Origin of the sequence: Stutzerimonas kunmingensis (assembly GCF_014764705.1) — a bacterium.
Taxonomy (GTDB): domain Bacteria; phylum Pseudomonadota; class Gammaproteobacteria; order Pseudomonadales; family Pseudomonadaceae; genus Stutzerimonas.
Map to the genome: position 1 here is coordinate 37,574 of NZ_JACXXG010000022.1, position 14,399 is coordinate 51,972.

At 67.0% G+C, this 14,399-nt stretch carries 17 protein-coding genes; 4 read left to right on the top strand and 13 right to left on the bottom strand.

Annotated elements, in window-relative coordinates:
• Positions 1 to 67 precede the first annotated feature (67 nt).
• Genes modA through modC form a run of 3 tightly spaced genes read left to right on the top strand, consistent with a single transcriptional unit; the run spans position 68 to position 2,605 of the window.
• Positions 68 to 826 (top strand): molybdate ABC transporter substrate-binding protein, encoded by a 759-nt coding sequence (modA, locus tag IEG05_RS16080; protein WP_046620012.1) that lies wholly within the window; start codon positions 68 to 70, stop codon positions 824 to 826.
• Complete coding sequence (modB, locus tag IEG05_RS16085; RefSeq protein WP_191122360.1) at positions 807 to 1,511, top strand: molybdate ABC transporter permease subunit; 705 nt, start codon at positions 807 to 809, stop codon at positions 1,509 to 1,511. The genes modA and modB overlap by 20 nt, the downstream gene beginning before the upstream one ends.
• On the top strand, positions 1,508 to 2,605 hold the full coding sequence (gene modC / locus IEG05_RS16090; protein ID WP_046619899.1) for a molybdenum ABC transporter ATP-binding protein: 1,098 nt from the start codon (positions 1,508 to 1,510) through the stop codon (positions 2,603 to 2,605). The genes modB and modC overlap by 4 nt, the downstream gene beginning before the upstream one ends.
• A gap of 6 nt (positions 2,606 to 2,611) precedes the next feature.
• On the opposite strand, the gene IEG05_RS16095 is transcribed toward modC, so the two are convergent.
• Positions 2,612 to 3,016: a RidA family protein gene (locus tag IEG05_RS16095; RefSeq protein ID WP_014819729.1), complete on the bottom strand. Its 405-nt coding sequence runs from the start codon at positions 3,014 to 3,016 to the stop codon at positions 2,612 to 2,614.
• A gap of 131 nt (positions 3,017 to 3,147) precedes the next feature.
• On the opposite strand from IEG05_RS16095, the gene IEG05_RS16100 reads away from it, so the two are divergent.
• Complete coding sequence (locus IEG05_RS16100; protein WP_041013451.1) at positions 3,148 to 4,083, top strand: LysR family transcriptional regulator; 936 nt, start codon at positions 3,148 to 3,150, stop codon at positions 4,081 to 4,083.
• Here IEG05_RS16100 and IEG05_RS16105 read toward each other — a convergent pair.
• From IEG05_RS16105 to IEG05_RS16160, 12 genes are all read right to left on the bottom strand, one after another.
• Positions 4,080 to 4,811, bottom strand: a complete 732-nt coding sequence (locus IEG05_RS16105) for an adenosylcobinamide-GDP ribazoletransferase (protein ID WP_041013450.1) — start codon at positions 4,809 to 4,811, stop codon at positions 4,080 to 4,082. The genes IEG05_RS16100 and IEG05_RS16105 overlap by 4 nt on opposite strands.
• A gap of 9 nt (positions 4,812 to 4,820) precedes the next feature.
• Positions 4,821 to 5,399: an alpha-ribazole phosphatase family protein gene (cobC, locus tag IEG05_RS16110; RefSeq protein WP_041013449.1), complete on the bottom strand. Its 579-nt coding sequence runs from the start codon at positions 5,397 to 5,399 to the stop codon at positions 4,821 to 4,823.
• Entirely contained in the window at positions 5,396 to 6,445 is a 1,050-nt protein-coding gene (gene cobT / locus IEG05_RS16115) for a nicotinate-nucleotide--dimethylbenzimidazole phosphoribosyltransferase (RefSeq protein WP_191122361.1), read from the bottom strand. The genes cobC and cobT overlap by 4 nt, the downstream gene beginning before the upstream one ends.
• A 13-nt stretch (positions 6,446 to 6,458) precedes the next feature.
• Complete coding sequence (cobU, locus tag IEG05_RS16120; protein WP_102833320.1) at positions 6,459 to 6,977, bottom strand: bifunctional adenosylcobinamide kinase/adenosylcobinamide-phosphate guanylyltransferase; 519 nt, start codon at positions 6,975 to 6,977, stop codon at positions 6,459 to 6,461.
• A gap of 2 nt (positions 6,978 to 6,979) precedes the next feature.
• Complete coding sequence (locus IEG05_RS16125; RefSeq protein WP_191122362.1) at positions 6,980 to 8,437, bottom strand: cobyric acid synthase; 1,458 nt, start codon at positions 8,435 to 8,437, stop codon at positions 6,980 to 6,982.
• Positions 8,434 to 9,423, bottom strand: coding sequence for a threonine-phosphate decarboxylase CobD (cobD, locus tag IEG05_RS16130; RefSeq protein ID WP_191122363.1), 990 nt, complete (start codon positions 9,421 to 9,423; stop codon positions 8,434 to 8,436). Before cobD ends, IEG05_RS16125 begins: the two co-directional genes overlap by 4 nt.
• A complete protein-coding gene (gene cbiB, locus IEG05_RS16135) occupies positions 9,416 to 10,327 on the bottom strand; it encodes an adenosylcobinamide-phosphate synthase CbiB (protein ID WP_191122364.1) in 912 nt (303 codons plus the stop codon). Before cbiB ends, cobD begins: the two co-directional genes overlap by 8 nt.
• Positions 10,324 to 11,124 (bottom strand): cobalamin-binding protein, encoded by an 801-nt coding sequence (locus IEG05_RS16140; RefSeq protein WP_191122365.1) that lies wholly within the window; start codon positions 11,122 to 11,124, stop codon positions 10,324 to 10,326. The genes cbiB and IEG05_RS16140 overlap by 4 nt, the downstream gene beginning before the upstream one ends.
• A complete protein-coding gene (gene bluB, locus IEG05_RS16145; protein ID WP_191122366.1) occupies positions 11,121 to 11,768 on the bottom strand; it encodes a 5,6-dimethylbenzimidazole synthase in 648 nt (215 codons plus the stop codon). The genes IEG05_RS16140 and bluB overlap by 4 nt, the downstream gene beginning before the upstream one ends.
• Entirely contained in the window at positions 11,765 to 13,057 is a 1,293-nt protein-coding gene (locus tag IEG05_RS16150) for a cobyrinic acid a,c-diamide synthase CobB (RefSeq protein WP_191122367.1), read from the bottom strand. The genes bluB and IEG05_RS16150 overlap by 4 nt, the downstream gene beginning before the upstream one ends.
• 124 nt (positions 13,058 to 13,181) lie before the next feature.
• Positions 13,182 to 13,793 (bottom strand): cob(I)yrinic acid a,c-diamide adenosyltransferase, encoded by a 612-nt coding sequence (gene cobO, locus IEG05_RS16155; RefSeq protein WP_191122368.1) that lies wholly within the window; start codon positions 13,791 to 13,793, stop codon positions 13,182 to 13,184.
• A complete protein-coding gene (locus IEG05_RS16160; protein WP_191122369.1) occupies positions 13,790 to 14,359 on the bottom strand; it encodes a hypothetical protein in 570 nt (189 codons plus the stop codon). The genes cobO and IEG05_RS16160 overlap by 4 nt, the downstream gene beginning before the upstream one ends.
• Between the last annotated feature and the right edge of the window lie 40 nt (positions 14,360 to 14,399).

Below are 14,399 nucleotides of genomic sequence, written 5' to 3' on the forward strand. Positions count from 1 at the left end.
GGTCAATCACAGCTCGGCCAAACTGCAATATGATGCGCCCCAGCCGCTCTGCACCGAACGAGGCCGCATGCATCCATCTCGAGCACTCCGCTACGCACTGACTCTCCTCCTGCTGCCGTTCGGCAATGCCCTCGCAGCACAGGTGCAGGTGGCGGTCGCTTCCAACTTCACGGCACCGATGCGGGAAATCGCCGGCCGCTTCGAGCGTGACACCGGCCACCAGGCCAGACTTGCCTTCGGCGCTACCGGCAAGTTCTATGCGCAGATTCGCAATGGCGCACCGTTCGAGGTCCTGCTGTCAGCGGATGACACCACGCCAGGGCGGCTCGAGCAGGAAGGCGCGGCTATACCCGGTAGCCGCTTCACCTATGCCGTTGGCCGCCTGGTGTTGTGGTCGCCGACTGCGGGCTTGGTGCAGGACGGCCCTGACCTGCTGCGCAAGGGCGATTTCCGCCACCTCGCCATGGCCAACCCGAAAACTGCGCCCTATGGTGCTGCCGCCCTGGCCACACTGGAACATCTCGGGCTCAACGACACCCTGAGCGGCCGCCTGGTGCAGGGCGAAAATATCGCGCAGACCCACCAGTTCGTCGCCAGCGGCAATGCGCAGCTGGGCTTCATCGCGCTGTCCCAAGTGGCGAAGGATGGCCGGATCGCTACCGGCTCGGGCTGGGTTGTGCCCACCGACATCCACCCGGCCATCCGCCAGGAAGCCGTGCTGCTGACCAAAGGGCAAGACAACCCTGCAGCCAAAGCGCTGCTGGATTACCTGGCGCAGCCGCAGATCCGCGCGCTGATCCAGTCCTATGGCTACGGGCTGGAGTAGCAGCATGCCGCTGGACAGCGTGGCCCTGGCAGCAATCTGGCTGACCTTCAAACTGGCCAGCGTGACCACGCTGGTCCTGCTGCTGATCGGCACACCCATCGCCTGGTGGCTGGCGCGCACCACCTCGCGCATGAAGGGCCCGATTGGGGCCGTGGTCGCGCTGCCGCTGGTGCTGCCGCCGACGGTGCTCGGCTTCTACCTGCTGGTGGCCATGGGCCCCAACGGTTTCATCGGCCAGTTCACCCAGAGTATTGGGCTCGGCACCCTGCCGTTCACCTTTGCCGGATTGCTGGTCGGCTCGGTGTTCTACTCGCTGCCGTTCGTGGTGCAGCCCTTGCAGAACGCCTTCGAAGCCATTGGCGAGCGCCCGCTGGAAGCCGCCGCCACGCTACGCGCCGGCCCCTGGGACACCTTCTTCAGTGTGGTTCTGCCGCTCGCCCGTCCCGGCTTCATTACCGCAAGCATCCTCGGTTTCGCGCATACCGTCGGCGAGTTCGGCGTGGTGCTGATGATCGGGGGGAACATTCCAGGGCAAACCCGGGTGGTTTCGGTCCAGATCTACGACCATGTCGAAGCCATGGAATATGCCCAGGCGCACTGGCTGGCTGGCGGCATGCTGCTGTTCTCATTTCTGGTGCTGTTGGTGCTTTATGGCAGCCGGTTAAAGCAAGGGTGGCGCGGATGAGCGACGCTGCAACCAACAGCGGAATCCAGGCACGTTTTCGCCTCGACTATGCCGACTTCAGCCTGGATGTCGATCTGCAATTGCCCGGCCGTGGAGTGACCGCGCTGTTCGGCCATTCCGGCTCGGGCAAGACCACCCTGTTGCGCTGCGTGGCGGGCCTGGAGCGCTCAGGTCAGGGCCAGCTGACCGTCAATGGCGAACACTGGCAGAACAGCGCGCAGAACCTGTTCGTACCACCGCATCGCCGCTCAATCGGTTATGTGTTTCAGGAGGCCAACCTGTTCGCCCACCTGTCGGTGCGGCGCAATCTGGAGTTCGGCATGCGTCGCGTGGCGGCGGCGGAGCGCCGTGTGGCGCTGGATCAGGCGGTAGCGCTGCTGGGTATCGACCATCTGCTCGAACGCATGCCCGACCGGCTGTCCGGCGGCGAGCGCCAGCGCGTCGGCATCGCCCGCGCACTGCTGAGCAGCCCGCGCCTGCTGCTGATGGACGAACCGCTGGCAGCGCTCGACCTCAAGCGCAAGAACGAAATCCTGCCCTACCTAGAGCGGTTGCACGATGAGCTGGATATCCCAGTGCTCTACGTCAGCCACTCGCCGGACGAAGTGGCGCGGCTGGCCGATCACGTGGTGCTGCTGGAACAGGGCCGAGCCATCGCTCAGGGCGAACTGCGCGAAACCCTGGCGCGGCTGGACTTGCCGACCGCCTTCAGCGATGACGCCGGCGTCGTGGTGGAAGGCGAAATCGCCGGCCACGACGCCCACTACCACCTCACTCGGCTGACCTTCCCCGGCGGCGAAGTGCTGGTCTCACAGCGCTCGGAAGCCCTGGGCCAGCGCCTGCGTTTTCGTGTGCACGCCCGCGACGTGAGCCTGGCGTTGCAACGCGCCGAAGGCAGCAGTATCACCAACCTGCTCCCCGCTCGGGTCGAGGCCATGGTCGCGGCCGATACGCCGGCGCATGTGCTGGTCCGCCTCGATGCCGGCGGCACGCCGCTGCTGGCACGCATCACCCGGCGCTCGGCCGATCAGCTGGCCATTACGCCCGGTCAGGCGCTTTGGGCGCAGATCAAGACGGTGGCGCTGCTGGGCTGAGGCGAGTCAAGCCTCGGTCGGCTCCGGCAGCTTGGCGATCACCTTAATCTCGAACTGGAAGCCGTAAAGCCAGGTGACCCCAACGGCCGTCAGCGTCGGATGCGGTGCAGCGCCCCAGTATTCGGGCACGACGCTCCAGACCCGCTCGAAAATCGCTTGCGGATCGACCATGAACACGGTGACGTCGATGACATCGTCGAACGTACAACCCGCCGCCTGCAGGATCGCGTTCAGGTTATCGAAGGCGCGCCGAACCTGCGCCTCCAGCTCCGGTTCGGGTGAGCCGTCCTCGCGGCTGCCGACCTGGCCGGAGACGAACAGCAAGCCATTGGCACGGATGGCCGGGGAATAACGATTGCGCTCGTAGAGCGCCTGGCGGCCAGGCGGAAAAACAACGTCACGCGGTGTCATGTGCAACCTCCAATAAGGGTCGGAGCGACCCGTTGAATGAAGGCCTCACTGTAGAAGTCGCAAAGCACTGGATAAACGCGCCAGGTCGCTCAACACTATTTGCGTAATCCAAACAATCCGCGGGAGTTCAGATGGACCGTTTCGATGCGATGCAGGCCTTCGTTCGCGTAGTGGAAACCGGCAGCTTCACCAAGGCCGCCGAAACCCTTCGCATCAGCAAGACCAGCGTCACCCAGCAGGTCCAGCAACTCGAGGCGCGGCTTCGCGTCAGGCTGCTCAACCGCACCACGCGCAAGGTCAACGTTACCGCCGACGGTGCGGCCTATTACGAGCGCGCCCTGCGGCTGCTGGCCGATCTGGACGACGCCGAAACCAGCCTGTCCGCCGCCGCAGCAGTGCCCCGAGGACGCTTGCGCGTCGACGTCCCCAGCCCACTGGCGCGGATGATCCTGATTCCGGCATTGCCGGCCTTTTATGCGAAGTATCCGGACATCCAGCTGGACATGGGCGTCAGTGATCGGCGGGTGGATCTGATCGGGGAGAATGTGGACTGCGTGGTACGCGGTGGCGAGATCACCGACCAGTCACTTATCGCCCGCCATGTTGGCGACCTACGCCTTGGCGTCTACGCGGCCCCTGGCTACCTCGAACGCGCCGGCGTGCCGACACACCCGAGCGAGCTGGAAAACAGCCACCACCGCGTTGTCGGCTTTCTCTGGGCGCGGACCGGCAAACCGACGGCGTACGTCATGCAGCGGCAGGGCGAGCAGGTTCAGGTACACGGCCGCTATGCGCTTGCCGTGGACGATGGCAACGCCTGCCTGGCTGCGGGGCTGGCCGGGCTGGGCATCATCTGGCTGCCGGAGTACATGGTCAGAACGCACCTGGCCAACGGCGAGCTGTTGCCACTGCTGCAAGACTGGCGGCTCGATGAAATGCCGCTGTACCTGGCGTTCCCACCGAATCGGCATGTCAGTGCCAAACTGCGCGTGTTCATCGATTGGGTCATCGAACTGATGGCGCAACATGCGCCCGTGCTCGACCGTCGACCGGTGGCAGACCGCTAGAGCTGCAGCGCCAGCCCTACCAATACCGTGCACTCCACCAGCTCCAGCAGCGCGCCGGCGGTATCGCCGGTGGTGCCGCCAAGCCGGCGCAGCATGGCGCGACGCGCCAGCATAAACGTCACCGCAGCCAACGACAGAGCGATCAGCCCGCTGCTGCCGAACAGCAAACAACCGACCGCGACCAGCGCCAGTACGCCCCTCGCCTCGCCATGCGGCAGATTCGCTGCCAGCGCATGACCAAGGCCGTTGGGCCGCACATACGGCGTCAAGAGAAACAGCGCTGGCAGCGTTGCGCGACCGAGCACCGGCGCCAGCAACAGTGCGGAGTACTGTTGCGCCTGGAGCAACGCCAACAGCGCGCTGAACTTGAGCAACAGCAGAAGCACCAGAACCACCACTGCGACCGGGCCGCTACGCGGGTCCTTCATGATTTGCAGCGTTCGCTCGCGGTCGCCGAAGCCACCCAGCCAGGCGTCGGCGCTGTCGGCCAGGCCATCGAGGTGCAAGGCGCCGGTCAGCGCAACCCAGAGGGTGAGGAGCAAGGCCGCCTGTAACAGCGGTGGCGCTCCATCCAGCACAAACGCGGCGAGACAGAGCAACGCGCCGAGCAACAGACCGACCACCGGGTAATACAGCAATGAACGCCCCTGCTGCCCGGGCTCCGGCATTGCCGGCAAGCGGATCGGCAGGCTGGTGAGAAATTGCAGAGCGATCAATAGCGGCAGCATCGGCAAGTCCTATACCTCGACGGCGGCCGGTTCGCCCGCCGGAGAAGCGTTGATCGGCAGCAACTCACCGTGGGCCACCACCACATCCAGCAGCCGCTCCCTTGGCAAGCCCCGCGCACGCGCCAGCAGCAGGCGCATCACGCCGGCATGACAGATGACCAACAGCCGCTGGCCGGCAAAGCGCTGCCCAAGGCAGTCGATGGCAGCCAGCACGCGCGCCTCGAACTGCGCCAGCGGCTCACCGCCAGGCGGCGTAAAACCATAGGGATCGGCCCAGAACAGGCCGAGCGCCTCGGCGCTGTGCTGCATCAGCTCGGCGGCGCTACGGCCTTCCCAGTCGCCAAAATGCAGCTCGCGCAGGTCCGGCTCCAGCTGCAGCGGCAGGCCGTGCTGTGCGGCCAGCTCCCGCGCGAAGGCGGCACAGCGTTGCAGCGGCGAGCTGACCAGCACGTCCCAGGGACCGGCGCCAGCAACCGCATCGCGCATCTGCTGCCAGCCACGCTCAGTCAGCGCATCGTCGAGGCTGCCGCGAAAGCCACCGCCCCGCTCGGTCTCGCCATGGCGCAGCAGATCGATGCTCGTGATCATGCAGTTCGGTCCGAAATTTCGGCTTCGGCGAACGTCGCCATGTCGTTGTGCAGCGCGCAGGCCTGCTGCAACAACGGCACCGCCAGCGCCGCCCCGCTGCCTTCACCCAGGCGCAAGCCGAGATCGAGCAACGGCACGGCGCCAAGTGCTTCCAGCACCGCCAGATGGCCGGGCTCGGCAGAACGATGGGCGAAGATCAACCAAGTTCGACAGGCCGGGTTCAGCCGCACCGCACAGAGCGCGGCAGCGCTGCAGATAAAGCCGTCCACCAGTACCGCAATGCCCAGCTGCGCGCAGCGCAGATAGGCACCCGCCAGCGCCGCGATCTCGAAACCACCCAGTCGGCGCAGGGCTTCAAGCGGCGTGACACAATGCTCGGCGTGCAGCCGAACCGCGTCCTGGATCACCTGAACCTTGTGTCGAACACCGGCCAGATCGAGCCCGGTGCCCGGCCCGACCAGCGTCAACGGCGAGCGCAGCAGCAGCACAGCAGCCAAGGCGCTGGCGCTGGTGGTGTTGCCGATGCCCATTTCGCCACCGATGAACAGCTGGGCAGAGCCTTGCGCGGCACGCTGCGCGCTGTCGCGTCCGGCTGCCAGGGCCAGACGCATTTGCTCGTCACTCATCGCCGCTTCGCGAGCCAGGTTGGCCGTGCCGAGGCCGAGTCGCAAATGGCTCACGCCATCCAGTTGTAGCGGTTCCACCGTGCCCAGGTCGATCACCTCCAGCGGCGCGCCCAGGCGCTTCGACAACACGCTCAGTGCAGCCCCGCCGCCGACGAAATTGCGCAGCATCTGCCCGGTCACCGATTGCGGATAAGCCGAAACACCCTCTTCCACCACGCCGTGATCGCCGGCGAACACGCTGACATGCAGGCGCTCGACCTGCGGCCGCTCGCTGCCCTGCATGGCTGCCAGTGACACCGCCAGGGCTTCGAGCTGGCCGAGCGCACCACGTGGCTTGGTCAACTGGTCCTGGCGTGCCAATGCCTGGGCGCGCACGGATTCATCCAGCATGTGGCATGGCTCGTTCCACCAATCGTGCATCAATGCGCTTCCTTCAATGTGCGTCCTTCAATGTCATGGGCAGCCCGGCGACCATAAAGGTCACCCGCTGCGCCCGTTCCGCCACGGCCTGGTGCAACCAGCCGGCCTCGTCCACATAGCGACGGGTCAGCTCGCCCAGCGGCACCACGCCGAGGCCGGTCTCGTTGCTGACCAGCAGGTTCCGCCCCGGCAACCCGTCCAGGCATTCGAGCAGGGCATCACGTTCCTCGGCGAGGCGCGCCGCGTCGTCCAGCATCAGCAGGTTGGTGAGCCAGAGGGTCAGGCAGTCGACCAGCAGGCAGCGCTCTGCGGCAGCCTGCGCGCGCAGCACCCGTGCCAGTTGCAGGGGTTCTTCGACCAGTGTCCAGTGCGCCGGGCGCCGCTCACGGTGATGGGCGATGCGCTCGGTCATCTCGCCGTCCAGCGGCTGGCTGGTGGCGATATAGGTAACCGCCAGGCCGCTATCGGCAGCCAGACGCTCGGCGAAGCGGCTCTTGCCCGAGCGGGCGCCGCCAAGAATCAGTTCCAGCATGCTCAGTCTTCCAGCCCGCAGAGCGCGCGCAGCCGCGCGGTATCCAGTTGTGTCTCGACCAGGTCGGCGAGGCGCTCGATGTCGCGCTCGCGCAAACCGTGGTAATCGACGGTTTGCACCGCCTCGAGGCCCGCCCAGCGCAGCAGCGCGGCACAGGCCTCGGGCCCTTCAAACAGGCCGTGCAGATAGGTGCCGAGCACCTGCTCGTCGGCGCTGATGGCGCCATCGCAGCGGCCATCATCGAGCTGCACCGCTGGCTGCTCCAGGGCCGGGCCGCTGCTGACGCCGGCATGAATCTCGTAGCCGCTGACCGGCACGCCGCCCGGCAGCAACCGGCCGGCGACGTTACGCAGCTGCTTGTCTGCCTCAAGAACCGTGTCGATATCCAGCAGCCCGAGCGCCTCGCTCTCCCCCGCCGGACCTTCCAGCCCGAGCGGATCAGCAATGCGCGCGCCGAGCATCTGCAGGCCGCCACAGATGCCCAGCAATTTGCCGCCGTAGCGCAGGTGCTTCTGGATTGCTGCTTCCCAGCCGTTGGCGCGCAGCCAGGTGAGGTCGGCGCGCACGCTTTTCGAGCCGGGCAGGATGATCAGATCGGCAGGCGGCACCGGCTGCCCGGGACCGACGAACTGCAGGTCGACCTGCGGGTGCAGGCGCAGCGGGTCGAAGTCGGTGTGGTTGCTGATGCGCGGCAGCACCGGCACCACCACCTTCAGCGCGTCGCCTGCCTTGCCGGACTGGCGCACGTCGATGGCATCCTCCGCTTCCAGATGGAAATCCATCAGGTATGGCAGCACGCCCAGTACCGGCTTGCCGGTGCGTTGCTCCAGCCAGTCGAGACCGGGCTGCAACAGCGCAATGTCGCCACGAAAACGGTTGATGACGAAGCCCTGAACCCGCGCCTGCTCGCTTTCCGAGAGCAACGCCAAGGTGCCGACCAGATGGGCGAACACCCCCCCCTTGTCGATATCGGCAATCAGGATCACCGGGCAGTCCACCGCCTCGGCGAAGCCCATGTTGGCGATATCGCCGGCGCGCAGATTGATCTCCGCGGGCGAACCGGCGCCCTCGACCATCACCACGCGATAAGCCGCGGACAGCCGCTGGTGCGAGTCGAGCACCGCCTGCATCGCCACGCGTTTGTAGTCGTGGTAGGCAGTGGCATCCATGCTGGTCACCGCGCGGCCGTGGATGATCACCTGGGCACCGATGTCGCTGTTTGGCTTCAAGAGCACCGGGTTCATGTCGGTGTGCGGCGCGAGGTTCGCCGCCTGCGCCTGCACCGCCTGAGCCCTGCCGATTTCGCCGCCATCTGCAGTCACCGCGCTGTTGAGCGCCATGTTCTGCGGCTTGAACGGCACGACGGCAACCCCCTGGCGTGCCAACCAGCGGCACAGCGCCGTCACCAGCGTGCTCTTGCCGGCGTCCGAGGTGGTGCCCTGCACCATCAGCGTGGTCATGGATGTTGCTCCCTGAAGGATTGCAGCGCCTGATCCAGGCGCGCCCAGCCAACATCCGTCGGTAGGCCGAAGCGAACGCTGGAAGGCTGCGCGAAAAGACGGGTGAGAATGCCGTGACGGGCAAGAAAGTCATGCAAGAGCGCGGCGTCGGCGCTGACCCACCACTGGAACAGTGCGCAGCCGCCCAACGGCGCAAAGCCATGGCGGCGTAGCAGGTCGGTCAGACGCTGGCCGTCGCAGTGCAGGCATTCGCGCTGGCGCTGCTGAGCAGACTGATCAGCCAGCAGCACTGCGCCCAGCTGCCGCGTCGGGCCATTCACTGTCCAGGGGCCGAGCAGCCTGGCGAGCGAACGCAGCAGGCCAGTGTGGGCAAGTACGAAACCCAGTCTCGCGCCGGCCAGGCCGAAGAACTTGCCGAACGAGCGCAGCACGACCAGCCCCGGCAGGTGGCTGTAGGCGGCCAGGCTGTGCTCGGGCGTGCAGTCCATGAACGCCTCGTCCACCACCAGCCAGCCGCCGTAGGCCGCCAGCTCGCTGCGCCATTCCAGCAGACGCTGCGGCGCGATCATCTGGCCGGTGGGATTGTTCGGGTTGACCACCACCAGCACGTCGAGCTGATCCAGCGCACGCGGCACGCTGGCCTCGCAGAGTTCGACGACCCGATGGCCGAGGCGGCGCCAGGCCTCGGCGTGCTCGGCATAACAGGGCGATACGATGCCGATCCGCGCCGACCCGCGCAGGCGCGGCAGGGCCTGGATGGCACTCTGCGAACCGGCCACTGGCAACACCGCGCGCGCACCGTAGTACTGCCGGGCCGCTACTTCCAGGCCATCTTCAGGCTCTGGCAGACGTGTCCAGGCGCAGCTGGAAATGCTCGGCAACGGCGGGTGATAAGGGGCGATGCCAGTGGACAGGTCGAGCCAATCCGAAAGCGGAATGCCGTAGCGCTGTGCGGCTGCGCGCAAACGTCCACCGTGCTCAAGCATAGAGCCAGCCACCAAACAGCAGTGTCAGCAGCCAGACGCCGACGCCACCCCAGACCAGGTCCAGCGCATGTTCGATATGCCGCGCCTGCGGCGCCTTGCCACGACCCAGCTCGGGCCGCGCATGCACTTCACCGTGATAAATGGCGGCGCCACCCAACACCACACCCAACGCTCCAGCTCCGGAGGCCATGACCGGACCGGCGTTGGGGCTGTCCCACAGTGGCCCCTGGGTGCGCCAGCAACGCAGCGCGCGGCGGGTTCGCCCGAGCAATGCATAGGTCAGCGCGACCAGCCGTGCCGGCAGGTAGTTGAGCACGTCGTCGATGCGCGCCGCGGCCCAGCCGAAGCGCTCGAAGCGCGCATTGCGATAGCCCCACATGGCGTCCAGCGTATTGCTCAGGCGATACAGCACCACACCCGGCACGCCCGCGACGATGAACCAGAACAGCGCGGCGAACACCGCATCGCTGCCGTTCTCCAGCACCGACTCGGTGGCCGCACGGGCCACGCCCTCCTCGTCCAGCTGCGTGGTGTCGCGGCTGACGATCCAGCCGACACGGCGGCGTGCCTCCGGCAGGTCATGCCGCCACAGCGCCTGCGCCACCGGCAGTGCATGCTCGCCCAGACTGCGCAGGCCCAGGGCCAGATAGAGCAGAACGATCTCCACCAGCCAGCCGACGGTCGGTAACAGGCTGAGCAGCCAGGCCAGCAAGGTCAGCGGTAGCACCGCCAGGCACCAGGCGGTCACCCCGTGGCTGCGCCAGCCGCGCGCCGCAGACCCGTTGAAATGCTGCTCCAGGCGATCGGCCAGGCGACCGAAGGCTACCAGTGGATGCGCCCGCTTCGGCTCGCCGAGCAACGCATCCAGCAGCAGCGCCGCGCTAACGGTGAGGAACAGACTCACTCGGCCCTCTGCGCGCAGGCACTGATCAGCGCATGCAGCTGGCGTACGCCGTCGGTCAGCACCGCCGGGCCGGGGTTGAGAATGTCCGGCGACTTGATCTCGTGCAGCTGGCCCGTGCGCACCGCCGGAATCGCCTGCCAGCCAGGCCGTGCAGCCACCTGTTCCGGGCGAAAACGGCGGCCGCACCAGGAGCCGACGATCAGCTCCGGCGCGCGGCGCACCACTTCCTGCGGGTCCTCGATGATGCGTTGCTTGGCACGTTTGAACGCCGCCAGCTCGGCGAAGCAGTCCTCGCCACCGGCCAGTTCGATCAGCTCGCTGACCCAGGCGATGCCGGAAATCAGCGGCTCGTTCCATTCCTCGAAGTACACCCGCGGCCGGCGCGGCAAGGCAGCGGCGCTGGCGCGGATGACGCCCAGCCCCGCCTGCAGCTCACCGATCAGCGCCTGCGCGCGCTCGCCAGCGTGCACCAGCGCACCGAGCGTCTCGACCATGCGCAGAATGCCGGCGATATCGCGCTGGTTGAACAGGTGCACCTCCAGTCCTTCGCGTGCCAGCTCGCCGAGCATGTCGCCCTGGAGGTCGCTGTAGCCGAGCACCAGGTCCGGCTCGAGGGCAAGAATCTGCTCATGCTTGACGCTGGTGAAGCCGCTGACCTTGGGCTTCTCCTTGCGCGCCTGCGGCGGGCGCACGGTGAAGCCGGAAATGCCGACGATGCGCGCCTGCTCGCCCAGCAAATAGAGCGTTTCACAGGTTTCGGTGGACAGGCAGACGATACGCTGCGGCCCCTTGCTCATGTCACCTCCCAGGCATTCTCAAAAACCAGTTCGTGCAGCGGCCGAGGCGTGGTCCAGCCTTCCAGTGCCAGCATCGGAGCCGGGTAGAACTCATACACTGGCCCGAGGCAGAGGATCGCCACCGGTTTGGCGCCATCCGGCATGCCGAGCAAGGTGGCCAGCGCATCGGGATCGAACAGTGACACCCAGCCCATCCCCAGACCTTCCGCCCGCGCCGCGAGCCAGAGGTTCTGGATCGCGCAGGCCAGCGAGGCGAGGTCCATCTCCGGCAGCGTGCGGCGGCCGAAGATGTGCTGCTCGCGGCCATCCATCAGCGCGGCAACCAGCAGCTCGGCGCAATCCTCGATGCCTTCGACCTTGAGCCGCATGAAGTCGGCGGAACGCTCGCCGAGCGCCTCGGCCGTGCGCTGGCGCTCCTCGCCGACCAGATCGGCGATGGCCGTGCGCAACTCGGGGCGGGTGATGCGGATAAAGCGCCACGGCTGCATCAGGCCGACGCTGGGTGCCTGATGCGCGGCGTTGAGCAGCCTCGACAGCAGCTCCGGTGCCACCTCGCCGCCGGCGAAATGGCGCATGTCGCGACGCTCGCCGATGGCGCGATAGACCGCTGCGCGCTCCTGCGGGCTGAAGGCATGCGCGCTCATGGCCGGAACAGCGCCGCAGCGGCTGCCGGATCGGACGGCAGGTACAGGTGGATATAGGACGCCGTCAGCCGCCCCCGGCGATAGACCGCTTCGGCGGTGCGCTTGTAGTTCGGGCATTCGCCGCGAGCCAGCGGCTCGAGTGGCGACTCCAGCGCGGAATGGTGGAAGGTGTGCCCGCGCAGCCGCCCTTCCGGCAGCTCCACTTCCTGCAGCGCCAGCGCAGTCAGGCGCTTGTGCATGCGCGCCTCGCCGGGCAGCAGGCCGAGCATCTGCGCGCGCTCGTCGCCACGGTCGGTCAGCCCGTCGAGCAGGTAGAGCATGCCGCCGCACTCGGCGAGGATCGGCTTGCCCGCCTCATGATGTGCGCGGATAGCGTCGGCCATGGCACGGTTGCGCGACAGGCCGCGCAGGTGCAGCTCGGGATAGCCTCCGGGCAGGTACAGGCTGTCCACGGCCGGCAAGCGGGCGAAGCGCAGCGGCGAGAAAAACAGCAACTCGGCGCCCAACGCCTGCAGCAAGTCGAGATTGGCCTGGTAGAGAAAGGCAAAGGCCGCATCGCGTGCAACGCCGATGCGCACACCCGCCAGCAGCGGTTCGAGCGGCGCACTGGCCGGCGCGGCGAAAGTGACCGGGGCAGGCAACTCGGTGTCCGCACTGAGTGCCAGGGCATCTGCCGCGGCATCCAGACGGGCGTCCAGATCAGCCAGCTCCTCGGCCTGCACCAGCCCCAGGTGCCGGCTTGGCAGTTCCACCTCGACACTGCGCGGCAAGGCGCCGTACCAGCGGATCGACTCCGGCAGGCTGTCGCGCAGAATCTCGCCATGCCGGGCGCTGCCGACCCGATTGGCCAGCACGCCATCGAACGGCAGGTCCGGCTGGAAGCTGCTCAGCCCGTGCGCCATGGCGCCGAAGGTCTGCGCCATGGCCGAGCCATCGATGACCGCCAGCACCGGCACGCCGAAGCGCCGCGCCAGATCAGCCGCCGAGGGCGAACCATCGAACAGGCCCATCACCCCTTCGATCAGGATCAGGTCGGCCTCGCCCGCCGCTTCCCAGAGCAGGCGCCGCGACTCCTCTTCGCCGACCATCCACAGATCGAGCTGATAGACCGGCTTGCCGCTGGCACGGGCGAGGATCATCGGGTCGAGGAAGTCCGGCCCGCATTTGAACACCCGCACGCGCTTACCCTGCCGCGCATGCAGCCGCGCCAGAGCGGCAGTGACGGTGGTCTTGCCCTGGCCGGAAGCAGGTGCGGCGATCAACAGCGCCGGGCAGTTTCTACTGGTCATCGCGGTCTCTCATCAGCATCGTAGGTTGGATGACGCTTCACCCATCCACCGACCACGCCGATGGTGGATGAAACAGACGTCATCCACCCTATGCAACGGTCCGTGAATGTCTTGAGCGCTGGCATCAAAATTCGACGCCTTTCTGCGCCTTAACGCCGGCCTTGAACGCATGCTTGACCAACGCCATCTCGGTGACGGTGTCCGCCGCCTCGACCAGACCCGGCGGGGCGCCGCGGCCGGTGACCACCACGTGCTGCAGCAGCGGCCGGGACTCGATGTCGGCGAGCACCGGCGCCAGCTCCAGGTAGCCGTACTTCAGCGCGATGTTCAGTTCGTCGAGCACCACCAGGCCGATCTCGGGATCGGCCAGCAGCTCGGCTGCGACCGCCCAGGCTTCGCGGGCCTTGGCGATGTCACGCTGGCGATCCTGGGTTTCCCAGGTGAAGCCCTCACCCATCACGTGGTAGCGCACCTCGTCCGGGAAGCGCCGGAAGAACGCCTCCTCGCCGGTGCTGGCCGCGCCCTTGATGAACTGCACCACGCCGACCTTGATGCCATGGCCGAGCGCACGCGCCACCATGCCGAAAGCCGAACTGCTCTTGCCCTTGCCGTTGCCGGTGTGCACCAGCAGCAGGCCGCACTCGTCCTGCGCCTCGGCAATCTTCTCGTCGATCAGCGCCTTCTTGCGCTGCATGCGTGCCTTGTGGCGATCGTCGCGTTCGCTGGACTCACTCATGCGCGGGCCTCGTCACGCTGCCCGGCCCAGGCGCGCACGCCGACGAACAGCAGCGCGGCGACGCCGACATACAGCGCCAGGGTCGACAGGTAGCGCGGGTAATAGGTGGCGATGCGCTCGGCCAGCAGCGCCAGCGTCGGCTCCGGGTAGCGTCCGGAGAAATAGAGGAAGCCGCCGCCGGAGAACAGGTAGCAAACGAAGGCGCTCGCCATCACGCACAGCGCCAGGGTCGCCAGGCTGCTGAAATGGTCACGATGCAGACGGGCGTAGAGTCGACCGCCCAGCCACAGCGAACCGTATGCCGGCACGAGCATCCAGTACGCCGGCGACATGCACCAGTCGCTGACACCGGCCCACTGGATGGCGGCGAAATCCAGCAGCGAAGCCTCGAGAAACAGTGCCGGAAACACCCACTTCGGCCGCACCAGCACGCCGGCGAGGAAGAACACCGCCCAGGACGCGCTGGGCAGGTTCACGCTGGCGAAGTGCTGTCCGCGGGTCATGGCCAGCAGCGCGGCAAGCGCGAGGCCGACCAGCAGCTGGTATCTCGGGGCAAGCTTGATCATTGCAATCTCCTCTGGTGGGCGCGGGCGACATGCCCGCGCC